Source organism: Variovorax beijingensis, from assembly GCF_007828835.1.
In the GTDB taxonomy this organism is placed as follows: domain Bacteria; phylum Pseudomonadota; class Gammaproteobacteria; order Burkholderiales; family Burkholderiaceae_C; genus Variovorax; species Variovorax beijingensis_A.
The window spans coordinates 84,707-98,455 of sequence record NZ_VIVL01000001.1 but is presented as its reverse complement, the minus strand read 5'-3'; the positions used below and the strand labels follow the sequence as shown (position 1 = coordinate 98,455).

The following is a 13,749-nucleotide window of genomic DNA, read 5'->3' as shown; positions in this document are numbered from 1 at the left end:
CCAATGCTTCGAGCGATTCGGAGAATCGCTCGCTGTTCCTGCTTTTCGCCAAAGACAAAGAGACACGATGCACGCTTTTTCCTTCTCTGCCGTCCTCGCCGCACTGGCTTGCGCGCTCGGCGGCGCGCCGTCCTTCGCGCAGATCGCGCCCAAGGCGCCCGAGTCCGCCACGCTGAAGGCCAATGCCGCCATGGCAAGGGCGCTGCCCTTCGCCAACCGGCAGGACTTCGAGGACGCGATGCGCGGCTTCATCGGCACGGTGCCCGATGCGGTGGTGCCCGGCGCCGGCCCGCGCCCGGCCTGGAGCATGACGCCCTATGACTTCCTCAAGACGAACGAAGCGGCCGACACGGTCAACCCGAGCCTGTGGCGGCAGGCGCAGCTCAATGCGATTCACGGCCTGTTCAAGGTGACCGATCGTGTCTACCAGGTGCGCGGCTTCGACATCGCGAACATGACCATCGTCGAAGGCGACAACTCGCTGATCGTCATCGATCCGCTGCTCACGGCGGAGACCGCGCGCGCCGCGCTCGCGCTGTACCACCAGCACCGGCCGAAGAAGCCGGTCGGCACGGTGATCTACACGCATGGGCACGCCGACCACTTCGGCGGCGTGAAGGGCGTGGTCAGCGAAGACGATGTGGCTGCCGGCAAGGTGCAGGTCATTGCACCCTCGGGTTTCATGGAAACGGCAGTGGCGGAGAACATCCTCGCGGGCAACGCGATGAGCCGGCGTTCGCAGTACCAGTTCGGCACGCTGCTGCCGCCCGGTGTGCGCGGGCAGGTCGATACCGGCCTGGGCAAGGCGCTCGCGCGCGGCACCATCACGCTGATCGCGCCCACGTCGACCATCGAGAAGGCCACGGAGCGGCGCACCATCGATGGCGTGGAGATCGTGTTCCAGCTGGTGCCGGGTTCGGAGGCGCCGTCGGAAATGCTCATGTACCTGCCGCAGTTCCGCGTGCTCAACATGGCGGAGGACGTGACGCACAACATGCACAACCTCTACACGATCCGCGGCGCCGAAGTGCGCGACGGCAACCTGTGGGCCAGGTACATCGACCAGGCGCGCGTGGCCTTCGGCGAAAAGACGGACGTGCTGATCGCCCAGCACCACTGGCCCACCACCGGCCGCGATCGCATCGTCGACCTGCTGAAGAAGCAACGCGACATGTACAAGTTCATCAACGACCAGTCGCTGCGCCTGCTCAACCACGGCTACACCGCGGCCGACATCGCCGAGACGCTGCGCATGCCTGCGAGCCTGGAGCAGGAATGGTCCGCGCGCGGCTACTACGGCACGCTGCGGCACAACGCCAAGGCCGTGTACCAGAAGTACCTGGGCTGGTACGACGCCAATCCGGCCAACCTGAATCCGCTGCCGCCGGTGGACCATGCGAAGAAGACGGTCGAATACATGGGCGGTGCCGACGCCGTGATCGCACGCGCCCGCGAAGACTTCAGGCAGGGCGAGTTCCGCTGGGTCGCGAGCGCGATGAGCCAGGTTGTCTACGCCGATCCCGCCAACCGCGCGGCACGCGAACTCGGCGCCGATGCGCTCGAGCAGCTGGGCTACCAGTCGGAGGCCGGCACCTGGCGCAGCGCCTACCTGGTGGGCGCGATGGAACTGCGCAACGGCGTGCCGAAGATCCCCGGCGCCAGCAGCTCGAACGCCGACACGCTCAAGGCCGTGAGCAACGACCTGTTCTTCGACTTCCTCGGCGTGCGGCTCGATGCCGCCAAGGCCGAGGGCAAGGCGATGGTCATCAACTGGCACTTCACCGATTCGAACCAGAAGTTCGTGCTGACGCTGGAGAACTCGGCGCTCACGCATGTGGCGGGCCTGCAGGCGAGCGGGGCGGATGCCACCGTGACGCTGGGCCGCGCGACGCTCGATGCGATCACGCTGAAACAGACGACTTTTCCCGAGGCGGTTCAGTCGGGACTGGTGAAGATCGAAGGCAACCGCGCGAAGCTCGGCGAGCTGCTGTCGATGCTCGATACCTTCGAGCCGATGTTTCCCGTGGTCGAGCCGCGCAAGCAAGCCGCCCGCAGCCAGGATCAGCCAAAGAACCAGTAGCAGACCGCAACCGCCGCCACCACGCCCGCCAGTTCGGCCGCGAGCGCGCAGGCCACCGCATGCCGCGCGCGCTGGATGCCGACCGCGCCGAAGTACACCGCCAGCACGTAGAAGGTGGTCTCGGTGCTGCCCTGGATGGTGGCGGCCACGAGGGCCGGGAAGCTGTCCACGCCCTGGCTCTTCATGGTTTCGATCAGCATCGCGCGCGCCGCGCTGCCCGAGAAGGGCTTGACCAGGGCGGTGGGCATGGCGTCGACGAAGCGCGCATCCCAGCCGCCCGCGCTCACCAGCCAGCGCAGGCCGCCGAGCACGAAGTCCAGCGCACCCGAGGCGCGCAGCACGCCGACCGCGCACAGCATCGCCACCAGGTAGGGCAGCAGGTTCTTCGCGATATCGAAGCCTTCCTTCGCGCCCTCGATGAAACACTCGTAGACCTTGATGCGGCGGATCGCACCGGCCAGCAGGAACACGATGATCACGCCGAACAGCGCAAGATTGCCCATGAGCGAGGAGAGCGACGCAATGGCCGCCGCCGAGAGCGTGCCCAAGAGCGCCATGAAGCCGCCCAGCAGCAGCGCGCCCGGCACCAGGTAGGCCAGCACCACCGGGTCCCACAGCCGCAGGCGCTGCGCCACGGCCACCGAGAGCAGGCCGACCAGCGTCGATGCGCTGGTGGCCAGCAGGATCGGCAGGAACACCATCGTCGGATCGCTCGCGCCCTGCTGTGCGCGGTACATGAAGATCGTCACGGGCAGCAGCGTGAGCGAAGAGGCGTTGAGCACCAGGAACAGGATCTGCGCATTGGTGGCCGTGACCGGATCGGGGTTGAGCCGCTGCAGCTCGCGCATCGCCTTCAGGCCGATGGGCGTGGCCGCGTTGTCGAGCCCGAGCGCATTGGCCGCGAAGTTCATCGTGATCAGGCCCAGCGCCGGATGGCCCGCGGGCACGCCGGGCATGAGCCGCCGGAACAGCGGGCCCAGCAGGCGCGCGAGCCAGCCCACCAGCCCCGCCGCCTCTGCGATGCGCAGGAAGCCGAGCCACAGTGTGAGCGTGCCGAACAGCAGCACCATCACCTCGACCGCGAGCCGCGCCATCGCGAACAGGCTTTCGACGATCGCCGCGAAGACCGCCGGATCGCCGCCCACGAGCCAGCGCCCGAGCGCCGCCAGCATCGCCACTGCGAAGAAACCCAGCCACAAGCCGTTGAGCACGCGTGTCCTTTTTCCTTTTTTTGTGAGCGCGATCATAGGGCTGCGCCCAAGCCCACCGCCGGCTACAGTGCGGGCCATGGCAGCCTCTTGCTCTATCCGCAGACTCGCAGCCCTGGTGTGGGTCGCCGTGGCCTCGGCGTGGCTGGCGGGCTGCGCGGGCCTGCCGCCGCCACAGCCCAGCGCGCCGTCCGCGGCCATCACCGATGTCGCTGACACTGCGCTCGGCCAGCTGGCGCGGCTGCGCGCGCCGCAGGAGCCCGCATCGCTGTCGGGCTTCCGGCTGCTGCCGGAGGCGGCCTTTGCCTTCGACGCGCGCATTTCGCTCGCGCGGCATGCCGAGAAGTCGCTCGACGTGCAGTACTACCTGATCCAGAACGACGACGTCGGCCTGCTGCTGCTGCGCGAACTGCGCGAGGCCGCCGCGCGCGGCGTGCGGGTGCGCCTCCTGGTGGACGATCTCTACACCGCCGGCGAGGACGAGGTGTTCAGCGCGCTTTCGGCCTTTCCCAACGTCGAGGTGCGGCTGTTCAATCCGCTGCCTTCGCGTGCCGACTCGTTCGCGCTGCGGCTCCTGTTCTCGCTGGGCGACTTCGGCCGCATCAACCACCGCATGCACAACAAGCTGCTGGTGGCCGACAACAGCTTTGCCGTCTCGGGCGGCCGCAACATCGCCAACGAATACTTCATGCGCGGCACGGCGGCGAACTTCATCGACATGGACGTGCTCTCCTGCGGGCCGGTGGTGCGCCGGATGTCCGAAGGCTTCGACCGCTACTGGAACAGCGAGCATGTCTGGCCCATCGAGCGCATCGTGCCGCAGCGCATGGCGGCCGAAGAGGCGCAGAAGCGCTTCGACGCCCTCGCGGCCGCCGCGCTGCCCGACGTGCGCATCCGCCCGCGCGACGTGCTGGACCATTCGCCCGTGGGCGAACAGCTCGCCACCGGCAGGCTCGAGCTGCAATGGGCGCCATCCACGCTGTTCGTGGACGACCCCGCGAAGATCACGCGCAACTCCGAGGCGGCCTACGAGGGCAGCGTGACCGCAGGCGCGCTCGGCGTCATCAATTCGGCCAGGCGCGAAGTCAAGATCGGTTCGCCCTATTTCATTCCCGGCGCGCGCGGCATGGCGATGATGAAGCAGGCCATCGAGCGTGGCGGGCGCATCACCGTGGTGACCAACTCGCTCGGCGCCACCGACGAACCGCTGGCCTACGCGGGCTACGAACGCTACCGCGCCGACATGCTGAAGATCGGCGTCACCATCTACGAAATCGCGCCCCGGCTGACCGGGCGCTCGGGGCGCTTCGGCAATTTCGGGCACTCGATCAGCCGGCTGCACGCCAAGCTCGCGGTGATCGATGGCGAGCGCATCTTTGTCGGCTCCATGAACCTCGACCGCCGCTCGGCCGCGGTGAACACCGAAATGGGCCTCGTGATCGACAGCCCGGCGCTCGTGGCCGACTACGAAAGGCTCATGAGCGGCGAGCGCGTGAGCCTGGGCTACCGGCTGCGGCTCGCGCCGGGCGGGCGCCGCGTGCAATGGCTGGAATACGACGACGCCGGCGGCGACATCGTCCACGAGGACGAGCCCGGCGAGTTTCTCTGGCTGCGCTTCAAGAACTGGCTGCTGCTGCCGATCGTGGGTGAAGAGCTGCTGTAGCGCGCGCTCAGGGCACCTCGATCAGCAGGTCCGGCCGAAAGCCTTCCTGTTCGCCCTTGCCCTTGTAGCCGAGCGGGTTGGCGACCACGCGGCAGCCGTCCTTCACGTAGTCGGAGGGGCAGTGCAGGTGGCCGTGCAGCCACAGCCGGGCGCGCGGCAGCAGCGCATCGAGCGAATTGCAGAAGCCCGCGGTGCCGGGCGTGAGGCCGTAGCGTGGATCGGCGCTGGCGAGGCTGGGCGCGAAATGCGTGATGGCGACCGTGGCGCCGTCGAAAGGCTCGGCCAGCGCCTGTTCGAGCCAGGCCTGGCAGGCCAGCCCCTGCTCCCGCATGGCGCCGGCCATGAAGGGCTGGCCATGGCGCACCGTGGCGGCTTTCTCGAGATAGAAGTCGGCCGCGCGCATGGCCTTGCCGCGCTTCTTGAGCGCCTCGGCCAAGCCGTCGGTGGGTTCCACCAGCGCGTCGAAGTCGGCCCAGAGCGTGGTGCCGATGAAGCGGATGCCGTCGATCACCAGGGTCTCGCGCTCCAGCCAGAGAATGTCGAGCTCCCGGCACAGCGCGCGCAGGCGCTCGTGGGTCTGGTCGAAATCGGTGTTGTCGTATTCGTGGTTGCCCGGCACGTACATCACGGGCACCGGCCAGCCGTTGCGGGGCGAGAAACGGCCCAGGCCGAAGTCGGGGTCGGTCAGGCGCGAGCCTTCCTGGTAGGAGCCGATGTCGCCCGCCAGCACCAGCATGTCGGCGCCGGGCGCAGGCTCGGCCTGGAAGCGGGGGTGGGACTCCAGGTGCAGGTCGGACAGCAGTTGCAGCTTCATCTTGCGCATCGTGTGGCCAGTCTAGGGGAATCAGCCCATGCACAAAGCGCATGAAGTAGGGCTTCCAATATTAGGGATAACCCCTATTCTTAGGACATCAACCACTCCAGCGCAGCCAAAAGCAGCGCACTGTCATGTTCAGCCTCATTGCCCAAGTGGCCCGTTTCTTCCGTTCCTCCGACGCCAGCGCCCCGGCCAGCCATGCCGCCGCGCTGATGGAAAGCGCCGATGTCCGCGCCGGCCGCGGTGCGCATCACGCGCAGGAACTGCGCGCTGCCGCCAGCGCCTGGCTCTCGGTCGTCCGCTGAAAGCCCTCGGTCATCCGGGCACCTTCTGCCCGAGGACCGAATCCGCAAAAGCCGCCGCGGCCGAGCGCAGCAGCGCGGTGCGCAGCCACTCGTGCGCATGCCCATGCTGCGCGCGCCGGTGCCAGATGGCGTCGACGTGCACCATCGGCTGGTCGAACGGCAGGTCGCGCAGCACCAGCTGCTCGTCGATGCCGGTCACGGTCACGAAATGACGCGGCAGGACCGTCAGCAGGTCTGAATTGGCGACCACCCGGCCGGCCGTGAAGAACTGGTTCACCGTCACCACGATGCGCCGCTCGCGCCCCAGGGCGCCCAGCGTCTGGTCGATGAAGCCGTAGGGGCGCCCCGAAAAGCTCACGAGCAGGTGCCGCGCGGCGCAATAGTCGTCCAGCGTGAGCGGCGCATTCGCGAGCGGATGGCCGCGCCGCATCACGCAGACGTACTGGCCCAGGTAGAGCCGCTGGGTCTCGAACGCCACGCCCACGCCCGACTGGCCGCGTGCCGCCAGGCTGGCGATCACGGCCGGAAAGTAGCCGATCGCCATGTCGACTTCTTCCTGCTCCAGCATCCGCCGCGGATCGCGGGTCGTCAGCGGCAGAACGCGCAGCGAGATAGCGGGCGCTTCCTTCTCCACGATCCGGACCAGCCCCGGGATGAGTTCGGCGGCGGTGGCGTCGGCCATGGCCAAGAGGAAGGTGGTGTCCGCGGTGGATGCATCGAACTCGCCCGGCGCCAGCGTGTGCTGCAGTTGCCGCAGCGCGTCGCGCACCGTGGGCCAGAGCGCCAGCGCGCGCGGCGTGGGCTCGACGCCTGCGCCCGAGCGGCGCACCAGCTCGTCGCCGAGCACTTCGCGCAGTCGGCGCAGCGCATTGCTCACGGCGGGCTGGGTGATCGACAGGTTGCGCGCGGCGCGCGTGAGGTTGCGCTCCGCCATCACCTCGTCGAAGACGCGGAGCAGGTTGAGGTCGAGTGTGCGGAAGTTGACGTCCATCAGTGATGTGAATGATAAACATCAGAAAGATAAAGTGGCAAAACACTAGGGCAAACCCTAATATCTCCCCATCGGCATCAGCCATTCGTCCCACGGAGGGATTCATCATGACCAGCTTTGTCCACGTAGACCAACCCACTGTCCACCCCGGCGTCCAACGCGCCGAGATCCTGTTCGGCCAGATCAAGGCCGCACGCGCCGGCGCGAACGGTTCGCGCCCGCTGATCGCCCTGCTGATCGTCGCCGTTGCCGCGGCGGTGATGGTGGTGGCCGACAAGCTCGTTTCCAACTGGGACGAAGGCGCGCTGCTCGCCGCCTGGGCCGTGCTCTGCGCCGCCGCCTTCGGTATTGCCGCGCTGTTCGCCGGCTGGCTGCGCGCTCCCCTGGCCCGCGTGGCCGGTGCCTGGAACGCAGCCGCCGCGCGCCGTGCCTCGGCCCGCGCCGACGCCCGCTTCCTCGAAACCGCGCAGAACGACCCGCGCGTGATGCAGGAACTGCAGGCCGCCACGTGGCGCCAGGAGTCCGAAGGCAAGGTGTCCGCCGCGGTCGTCGCCAAGGTGGACGCAGTGGCCCGCGCGGCCGCACGCTCCAGCGAAGCGCGCATGCCGACGCTCTACGAAGCCATGCGCCGCATGAACAGCTCGCGCTACTACTGATCGATCGGCGCCAGCCGCCGGCCGTTCAATGAAAAAGCCGCCCCTCCGGGCGGCTTTTTTGCGTGTGCGGACAGGCCGCACAAGACCCGGGGACCGGCGTCAGGCCGCCAGGCGCTGCTCGATGGCGGCCTTGGTTTCCGGCAGTTCCTTCGGCAGGTGGTGCGCCAGCTGCTGGAACAGCTCGGCATGCAGCTTCAGCTCGGCCTGCCAGGCAGCCTTGTCCATGCTGGTGACCGTGGCGAACTGCTCGGCGCTGAAGTCCAGGCCGTTCCAGTTGAGGTCTTCGTAGCGCGGGCTCACGCCGGTGATGTGCTCGGTGCCCTTGGCGGTGCCTTCGACGCGGTCGATCATCCACTTGAGAACGCGCATGTTCTCGCCGTAGCCGGGCCAGACGAACTTGCCGTCGGCGCCCTTGCGGAACCAGTTGGTGGTGTAGATCTTCGGCAGCTTGGCGCCCGAGGCCTTGAGCTTCTTGCCCAGGTCGAGCCAGTGCTGGAAGTAGTCGCTCATGTTGTAGCCCGTGAACGGCAGCATTGCGAATGGGTCGCGGCGCACCACGCCCTGCTGGCCGGCGGCCGCGGCGGTGGTTTCGGAGCCCATGGTGGCGGCCATGTAGACGCCCTCGACCCAGTTGCGGGCCTCGGTCACGAGCGGCACGGTGGTCGAGCGGCGGCCGCCGAAGATGAAGGCATCGATGGCCACGCCCTTGGGGTCGTCCCAGGCGTCGTCGAGCGCGGGGTTGTTGATGGCGGCCACGGTGAAGCGCGAATTCGGATGCGCGGCCTTGGCGCCGGTTTCCTTGGCGATCTGCGGCGTCCAGTCCTTGCCCTGCCAGTCGATCAGGTGCGCGGGCAGCGTGCCGGTGTCCTGCTCCATGCCTTCCCACCAGACGTCGCCGTCGTCGGTGAGCGCGACGTTGGTGAAGATCACGTCGTGGTCCAGGCTGTCCATGCAGTTCGGGTTGGTCAGCATGTTGGTGCCGGGCGCCACGCCGAAGTAGCCGGCCTCGGGGTTGATCGCGTAGAGGCGGCCGTCCTTGCCGGGCTTGATCCAGGCGATGTCGTCGCCGATGGTGGTGACCTTCCAGCCTTCGAAGCCGGCGGGCGGCACCAGCATCGAGAAGTTGGTCTTGCCGCAGGCGCTCGGGAAGGCGGCGGCCACGTGGTATTTCTTGCCCTCGGGGTTGGTCACGCCGAGGATCAGCATGTGCTCGGCCAGCCAGCCTTCGTCGCGGCCCATGTTCGAGGCGATGCGCAGCGCGAAGCACTTCTTGCCCAGCAGCGCATTGCCGCCGTAGCCCGAGCCGTAGCTCCAGATCTCGCGCGTTTCGGGGTAGTGGACGATGTACTTGGTCTTGTTGCAGGGCCAGGCCACGTCGTTCCGGCCGGCCTCGAGCGGCGCACCCACGGTGTGCACGCAGGGCACGAATTCGCCGTCGGCGCCAAGCACCTCGTACACCGCCTTGCCCATGCGGGTCATGATGCGCATGTTGACCGCCACGTAGGGCGAGTCGGAGAGCTCGATGCCGATGTGGGCAATGGGCGAGCCCAGTGGGCCCATGCTGAACGGCACCACGTACATCGTGCGGCCCTTCATGCAGCCGTCGAACAGCGGCTGCAGCGTGGCGCGCATTTCGGCCGGGGCCATCCAGTTGTTGGTGGGGCCGGCGTTTTCCTTTTTCTCGGAGCAGATGAAGGTGCGGTCCTCGACGCGCGCCACGTCGCTCGGATCGGACACCGCGAGGAAGGAGTTGGGGCGCTTGGCCGGATTGAGCTTCTTGAAGGTGCCCGCGTCGACCAGCTGCTGGCAGAGGCGGTCGTACTCTTCCTTGCTGCCGTCGCACCAGTGGATGGCCTGGGGTTTGCAAAGCGCGGCCATGTCGGCCACCCAGGCAATCAGTTTTGCGTTCTTGACGTACGAGGGTGCCTGGATGGCGAGGCCCTGCATCGTGGGTGCGTTCATCGGAAATCTCCTAAGTTGAAAAAATCGTCTTTCCGAACGGGACGCCGCGCCTGCGATGGCGCGGAGGTCCGTTTGAGAAAACGTTTTCGCTTCGGGAGACTGCGTCAACGCGGGCCGCACGACCCGCGGACGAGGACGCAAATGGCTGTCAGGCCAAGTAGACGGCGATGGATGCCAGCAGCAGCATCAGCACGCCGCCGGCCAGCGGGAGCACGAGCGGCATCAGGTGCACGATCGATTCGACGGCGTCTTTTTCAACGGCGGCGGCGTGGCCGGGCTCGACGGGAGTAGGGTTGGACATTGATTACCTCGAATACGCAAATACGGAAAACTGCGGCCATTTTACCGGCGGCCCCCGGCAGCACGGTCTAGGGGGTTGCGAGCCCCTTCAGTGCTGCTCCTCGGCCTCGAAGCCGGCCTCGTGCAGCGCGCCCAGCACGCTGGCCAGGTGCGCCCGTCCGCGGGTCTGCAGCACCAGCTCGATGTCGACGTTCTGGGCTGCCAGCATGGTAAACGCTCTTTGGTGATGAACCTCATCGACGTTAGCGCCCGCTTCCGCCACAGTGGCCGTGATCTGGGCCAACGAGCCCGGCACATCGCGCGCGCTCACCCGGACGCGCGCCAGCCGGCCGGCCCGCACCATGCCGCGTTCGATGATGGCCGCCAGCAGCAGCGGGTCGATGTTGCCGCCTGAAAGCACCAAGCCCACGCGCTTGCCCTTGAAGCGTCCCGGATGCCGGATCAGCGCCGCCAGGCCGGCCGCGCCCGCGCCCTCGACCAGCGTTTTCTCGATTTCGAGCAGCATCAGCACGCCCTGCTCGATGTCGCCTTCGTCGACCAGCAGCAGGTCGTCCACATGCTTGGCGATGATCTCGCGCGTGAGCACGCCGGGCGTTCCGACCGCAATGCCTTCGGCGATGGTGCTCTTGCCCTGCAGGTGCTGGGTGCCCTTGACGGCATTCACCATGCCCGGAAAGCGCGTGGTCTGCACGCCGACGATCTCGATGCCGGGCTTGCGCTCGCGCGCCGCGATCGCCATGCCCGCGATCAGCCCGCCGCCGCCGACCGACACCACCAGCGTGTCGAGGTCGGGCACCGCATCGAGCATTTCGAGCGCCACGGTACCCTGGCCCGCGATGATGGCTTCGTCGTCGTAGGGGTGGACGAAGGTCAGCCCCTCGCGTTCGGCCAGCTCCAGCGCATGCGTGCGCGCCGCCTCGAGCGTGTCGCCGTGCAGTACCACTTCGGCGCCGAAGCCGCGCGTGCGCTCGATCTTCACGCCGGGCGTGAAGCGCGGCATCACGATGAGCGCGCGCAGGCCGAGCCGCTGCGCGTGGTAGGCCACACCCTGGGCGTGGTTGCCGGCCGACATGGCCACCACGCCGCGCGTTGCTTCCTGGCCCTCCAGAAGATCGACCAGCTTGTTGCACGCCCCCCGCTCCTTGAACGAGGATGTGAACTGCAGATTCTCGAACTTCAGGTAGACCTGGGCGCCCACGATTTCGGAGAGCGTGCGCGATTCGACGCAGGGCGTGTTGAGCACCTGACCCTCGAGACGCGCCGCGGCGCGCCGGATTTCTTCGATTCCGACCATGGCGGGCATTGTGGCTGGAATCGCCTCATCAGGGTTTTTACCGCTCGCGCGTCTTCCCGAAGCCAAAAGTCTGCGTTATGGTCGCCCCAAGAAGTTCCTCGTCTGGAGGTTGTCCGATGGTCAAGCGTGCGGGTGTCGATGTGGTGGCTGCTGCGGTACGCGGGCAGGCATTGCCGTCGCCCGGGCTCAAGGGTGCGCCGGTGCTCGAACTGATGTGTTCGCACTTCGTGCTCACGCTGGCCGCCAAGCAGGGGCCGCGCTTCAACGTGCGCCGCGACATCAACGGCCTGCTCTCGCTCACCGGCCGCCACCTGGTGTGGCCGGCCGCGGTGCTGCAGCGGCTGCGCGAATTCCTGGGCCGGCGCTGCGCCGGCAACGAGGCCTGGAAGGGCGTCGAGAATTTCGACGGCCGCACGCTGCTCGAGCGGCACGGCGTGTGGCGCGGGCCCTACGAGGAAGGCACGCTGTTCTTCTACCTCGACGAATACGCCAAGGACTACCCCAAGGACCTGCTCTCGGTGCTGGCCGTCACGCGCGACTGGCTCACGCATGCGCTGCGCAAGCAGTCGACCTTGGTCGAGAAGAACATCGATGCGCTCGCGGGCCTGCTGCAGCTCAACAAGGCCGAGCGCGCGCTGCTGCTCTACGGCACGCTCGCGCGCTACCAGCGCGACCTGCGTTCGCTGCTGGTCGAGTTCAAGGTCAACAACGCGCCCGAGGCCTATGCCGCCATTGCCGACATCGCGGGCGTCAATGCCACCGAGGTGGGCGAGGCCCTGCGGGCAGGCTCGCGGCTGGAACGCATCGGGCTGGTCGAGAACCTGATTTCCGAGCACAACATCACCGACCTGGCCGACCTCATGAAGGTCAGCGAGAAGCTGCCGCCGGTGCTGATGCGCGAATACCGCGACCACAACGAACTGATGGCCGTGTTCACGCGGCCTTCCGCCAAGAGCGCGCTCACCACGCACGACTTTTCCTTCGTCGAGGAAGACGCGCAGATGCTCGTCACGCTGCTGCGCGCGGCGGTGGCGCGCAAGGAGCCCGGCGTCAACGTGCTGCTCTACGGGCCGCCCGGCACCGGCAAGACCGAGCTCGCCAAGGTGGTGGCGCAGGCGGCGGGGCTCGAGCTGTTCGAGGTCGAATACGCCGACCGCGACGGCAATTCGCTGTCCGGCCGCGACCGCTACCGCTCGCTGCAGATCGCGCAGGTGTTTCTCAAGGGAAGCGCGCAGGCTGCGCTGCTGTTCGACGAAGTCGAGGACGTGTTCCCGCCCATCAGCACCGAGGCCGCGCAGTTCATGGCGCGCGCCGAGCAGATTCCCGCGCCCACCAGCGGCAGCGTGAGCGGCAAGGCCTGGGTCAACCAGATCCTCGAGGCCAACCCGGTGCCCACGCTGTGGGTCACCAACCGCATCGAGCAGATCGACCCGGCGTTCCGGCGCCGCTTCGCCTACCACCTGGAGCTCAAGTCGCCACCGCCCGGTGCGCGCGAGCAGCTCGTGAAGAAGACGCTCGAAGGCATCGTCGTGTCCGAGGCCTTCACCGCCAAGCTGGCCGAGCGCAAGGGCCTCACGCCCGCGCAGATCCGCACCGCGGTGCGCTTTGCGGGGCTGGCGCAGACGGAGGACGGCGCCTCGATGGAGGCGCTGATCGAGCGCCAGCTCAAGAACGCCGACCTCGCGCTCGGCACGCTCGACACCGGCCCGGGCGAGCGGCGCAGCGTCACCACCTACGACCTCGACATGCTCAACGTCGAGACCCGCTTCGAGATCCCGCGGATCGTGGCGGCGATCAAGGCGCGCGGCCACGGCACGCTGTGCTTCTACGGCGCGCCCGGCACCGGCAAGACCGCGCTGGCCGAGCACATCGCCAAGGCCATCGGCCGGCCGCTGATCATCAAGCAGGCCAGCGACCTCATGAGCAAGTACGTCGGCGAGACCGAGCAGAACATGGCGGCCATGTTCAAGGAGGCCGAGGCCGAGAAGGCCGTGCTGCTGCTCGACGAGGCCGACAGCTTCCTGCAGGACCGGCGCGGCGCGCAGCGCACCTACGAAGTGACCGAGGTCAACGAGATGCTGCAGGGCATGGAGCGCTTCAACGGCGTCTTCATCTGCACCACCAACCTGCTCGACCGGCTCGACCAGGCGGCGCTCAGGCGCTTCACCTTCAAGATCAAGTTCATGCCGCTCACCGCGCCGCAGCGCGAGCGCATGTTCGTGACCGAGGCGCTGGCGGGCGACGCTGCGCTGCTCACTGGGGAGATCAAGGCGCGGCTGGCGCCATTGCACCAGCTGTGCCCGGGGGATTTCGCGGCCGTGAAGCGGCAGACGGATATTCTTGCGGTCGAGTTCTCGGCCGCCGAATTCCTCGACCAGCTCGAGGCCGAGCACCGCATCAAGCCCGAGGTGCGCGAGTCGCGCGGCATCGGCTTCATGCAGTAGCAAAAAGCAAGCAGGAAGGCCGCGGCAGC

The 13,749-nt window shown here is 67.7% G+C and carries 11 protein-coding genes; 5 read left to right on the top strand and 6 right to left on the bottom strand.

All coding sequences use genetic code 11. From position 1 onward, the window contains the following. The first annotated feature begins 67 nt into the window (after positions 1-67). The gene (locus tag FB547_RS00395; RefSeq protein WP_145738683.1) at positions 68-2,080 is read left to right on the top strand and encodes an alkyl/aryl-sulfatase; all 2,013 of its coding nucleotides are present in this window, start codon (positions 68-70) and stop codon (positions 2,078-2,080) included. Here FB547_RS00395 and FB547_RS00390 read toward each other — a convergent pair. Beyond that, on the bottom strand, positions 2,062-3,291 hold the full coding sequence (locus tag FB547_RS00390) for a nucleoside recognition domain-containing protein (RefSeq protein ID WP_145738681.1): 1,230 nt from the start codon (positions 3,289-3,291) through the stop codon (positions 2,062-2,064). The genes FB547_RS00395 and FB547_RS00390 overlap by 19 nt on opposite strands. Positions 3,292-3,367: 76 nt before the next feature. Here FB547_RS00390 and FB547_RS00385 point away from each other — a divergent pair, with 76 nt between their 5' ends. Further along, positions 3,368-4,951, top strand: a complete 1,584-nt coding sequence (locus tag FB547_RS00385; protein ID WP_145738679.1) for a phospholipase D family protein — start codon at positions 3,368-3,370, stop codon at positions 4,949-4,951. A gap of 7 nt (positions 4,952-4,958) precedes the next feature. On the opposite strand, the gene FB547_RS00380 is transcribed toward FB547_RS00385, so the two are convergent. Continuing rightward, positions 4,959-5,765, bottom strand: coding sequence for a metallophosphoesterase (locus FB547_RS00380; protein ID WP_145740501.1), 807 nt, complete (start codon positions 5,763-5,765; stop codon positions 4,959-4,961). A 134-nt stretch (positions 5,766-5,899) separates the two neighbouring features. Here FB547_RS00380 and FB547_RS33245 point away from each other — a divergent pair, with 134 nt between their 5' ends. Beyond that, positions 5,900-6,073, top strand: coding sequence for a hypothetical protein (locus tag FB547_RS33245; RefSeq protein WP_186454093.1), 174 nt, complete (start codon positions 5,900-5,902; stop codon positions 6,071-6,073). Between the two features lie 10 nt (positions 6,074-6,083). Here the strand turns inward: FB547_RS33245 and FB547_RS00375 are convergent, their stop codons facing one another. Then, on the bottom strand, positions 6,084-7,064 hold the full coding sequence (locus FB547_RS00375) for a LysR family transcriptional regulator (protein WP_145738677.1): 981 nt from the start codon (positions 7,062-7,064) through the stop codon (positions 6,084-6,086). Between the two features lie 107 nt (positions 7,065-7,171). On the opposite strand from FB547_RS00375, the gene FB547_RS00370 reads away from it, so the two are divergent. Beyond that, positions 7,172-7,720, top strand: coding sequence for a hypothetical protein (locus FB547_RS00370; RefSeq protein ID WP_145738676.1), 549 nt, complete (start codon positions 7,172-7,174; stop codon positions 7,718-7,720). A 99-nt stretch (positions 7,721-7,819) separates the two neighbouring features. On the opposite strand, the gene FB547_RS00365 is transcribed toward FB547_RS00370, so the two are convergent. The 3 genes from FB547_RS00365 to FB547_RS00360 all read right to left on the bottom strand — a co-directional run bounded on the left by FB547_RS00365 (position 7,820) and on the right by FB547_RS00360 (position 11,276). Next, entirely contained in the window at positions 7,820-9,682 is a 1,863-nt protein-coding gene (locus FB547_RS00365; RefSeq protein ID WP_145738674.1) for a phosphoenolpyruvate carboxykinase (GTP), read from the bottom strand. 148 nt (positions 9,683-9,830) lie between these two features. Then, positions 9,831-9,983: a hypothetical protein gene (locus FB547_RS33240; RefSeq protein ID WP_012745313.1), complete on the bottom strand. Its 153-nt coding sequence runs from the start codon at positions 9,981-9,983 to the stop codon at positions 9,831-9,833. Positions 9,984-10,070: 87 nt separating this feature from the next. Continuing rightward, positions 10,071-11,276, bottom strand: a complete 1,206-nt coding sequence (locus tag FB547_RS00360) for a threonine ammonia-lyase (protein WP_186454092.1) — start codon at positions 11,274-11,276, stop codon at positions 10,071-10,073. Between the two features lie 116 nt (positions 11,277-11,392). Here FB547_RS00360 and FB547_RS00355 point away from each other — a divergent pair, with 116 nt between their 5' ends. Beyond that, on the top strand, positions 11,393-13,720 hold the full coding sequence (locus FB547_RS00355) for an ATP-binding protein (RefSeq protein ID WP_145738672.1): 2,328 nt from the start codon (positions 11,393-11,395) through the stop codon (positions 13,718-13,720). Positions 13,721-13,749 lie beyond the last annotated feature (29 nt).

What these genes read in the sequence shown, in the direction of transcription:
- FB547_RS00395 (WP_145738683.1), top strand. Translation starts at nt 68, where the DNA reads ATGCACGCTTTTTCCTTCTCTGCCGTCCTCGCCGCACTGGCTTGCGCG.
- FB547_RS00385 (WP_145738679.1), top strand. Translation starts at nt 3,368, where the DNA reads ATGGCAGCCTCTTGCTCTATCCGCAGACTCGCAGCCCTGGTGTGGGTC.
- FB547_RS00380 (WP_145740501.1), bottom strand. Translation starts at nt 5,765, where the DNA reads ATGAAGCTGCAACTGCTGTCCGACCTGCACCTGGAGTCCCACCCCCGC.
- FB547_RS33245 (WP_186454093.1), top strand. Translation starts at nt 5,900, where the DNA reads ATGTTCAGCCTCATTGCCCAAGTGGCCCGTTTCTTCCGTTCCTCCGAC.
- FB547_RS00375 (WP_145738677.1), bottom strand. Translation starts at nt 7,064, where the DNA reads ATGGACGTCAACTTCCGCACACTCGACCTCAACCTGCTCCGCGTCTTC.
- FB547_RS00370 (WP_145738676.1), top strand. Translation starts at nt 7,172, where the DNA reads ATGACCAGCTTTGTCCACGTAGACCAACCCACTGTCCACCCCGGCGTC.
- FB547_RS00365 (WP_145738674.1), bottom strand. Translation starts at nt 9,682, where the DNA reads ATGAACGCACCCACGATGCAGGGCCTCGCCATCCAGGCACCCTCGTAC.
- FB547_RS33240 (WP_012745313.1), bottom strand. Translation starts at nt 9,983, where the DNA reads ATGTCCAACCCTACTCCCGTCGAGCCCGGCCACGCCGCCGCCGTTGAA.
- FB547_RS00360 (WP_186454092.1), bottom strand. Translation starts at nt 11,276, where the DNA reads ATGGTCGGAATCGAAGAAATCCGGCGCGCCGCGGCGCGTCTCGAGGGT.
- FB547_RS00355 (WP_145738672.1), top strand. Translation starts at nt 11,393, where the DNA reads ATGGTCAAGCGTGCGGGTGTCGATGTGGTGGCTGCTGCGGTACGCGGG.